1 protein-coding gene is annotated in these 1,297 nt (G+C 62.3%); it reads right to left on the reverse strand.

Annotated elements, in window-relative coordinates:
• Positions 1–39: 39 nt before the first annotated feature.
• A protein-coding gene (locus AC792_RS00025) for an IS3 family transposase (RefSeq protein WP_152915924.1) occupies positions 40–1,229 on the reverse strand; the annotation gives its coding sequence in 2 pieces (ribosomal slippage) (positions 40–962 and positions 962–1,229; 1,191 coding nt in all).
• Positions 1,230–1,297: the final 68 nt, after the last annotated feature.

Below are 1,297 nucleotides of genomic sequence, written 5' to 3' on the forward strand. Positions count from 1 at the left end.
TGGGGTTGCCCGCAAGTTGTGGACAGTTGATCAGGCGGCTTATGCCGGCTGAGCTTTATTGCTGGCGAGTAATTGCTCGTGTTCTATTGGCGTGGTGTAGCCCAGGGCCGAGTGGAGTCGGGAGCGGTTGTAGAACTCCTCGATCCAGCATCCGGTTTCACGGATTGCCTCTTGCCTGGTTGCCCACCGGCGCCGGTCGTAGAACTCAGTCTTCAGGGTCGACCAGAAAGATTCCTGCATCGCGTTGTCCCAGCACACGCCTGTCCGCCCGACAGACTGCCTGATACCCAGTTGGGAGCAGGCGGCGTTGAGCTGGGACGAGGTGTACTGAGCGCCCCGGTCGGCATGGAACACGACCCCGGCCGGGTCGTAACCACGCAGAACGTAAGCCATGCGCAATGCCCGCTCCACCAAGCTGGTGGTTTGGGCCGAGTCCATTGCCCAACCAATCACGCGCCGGGAACAGGCATCCCTGACAGCACACAAATACACCCAGCCTTCACCGGTGCGCAGGTAGGTGATGTCCGAGATCCAGACCGCATTCAACTCGCCGGTGTCCCACTTCCTGGCCACCAGATCCGGAATCGAATGCACCCGCACCTCACCAATCGGCGCTACCGGCCGGAATCGCCGTGGCGAAATCCCTTCCAGTCCCTGCCGGCGCATCGAGGCGGCTACGGTCTTCCGGTCAATACCGGTCCCGTTCCTGGCCAACACGGCCTGCACCCGCGGCGCCCCATAGATCCCGGTCGAATCTGCGTAAGCCCTGCGTACCATGGCGTCCAACTCTGCCCGCTTTGCCATCCTCGCCGGTGATGCTGACTCACAGCGCCGGCGCCAAGCGTAGAACCCGGAGCGGGACACCCCCAAGAGCCGGGCCATCCGCTGGACCGGATAGTTAGCCTTCTCGGACTCCATCAGTTCGAAGCATTCCGATTCTGCTGCTTGGAGGCGAAGAAGGCTGCGGCTTTTCCCAGGAACTCGTTGTCCATCCGTAATTGCGTGTTCTCCCGGCGCAAACGCTCTAGCTCAGACTTCTCCGACTCAGCCGCCGCGAACTCCTCAGGAGCCGCCAACCGTGCCCGTTCCCGGGCAACCCACCGGCCCAGTAATTGCTCGCCCAAGCCCAACTCCCGGGCCACCGGCGCTACCGGTCTGCCCGTATCAATGACAGGGCGCGCCCCCCCCCGCCGATACTCCGGAGTGAATTTACGTCGTGTCGTGCTCACAGGAACACCTTCCCGCAGAATCCCAAAATCCCGCTACTTCAGGTGTCCACCAACAGAGGTTAACCCCA

This window comes from Arthrobacter sp. RIT-PI-e (assembly GCF_001187915.1).
Classification (GTDB): Bacteria; Actinomycetota; Actinomycetes; order Actinomycetales; family Micrococcaceae; genus Arthrobacter_D.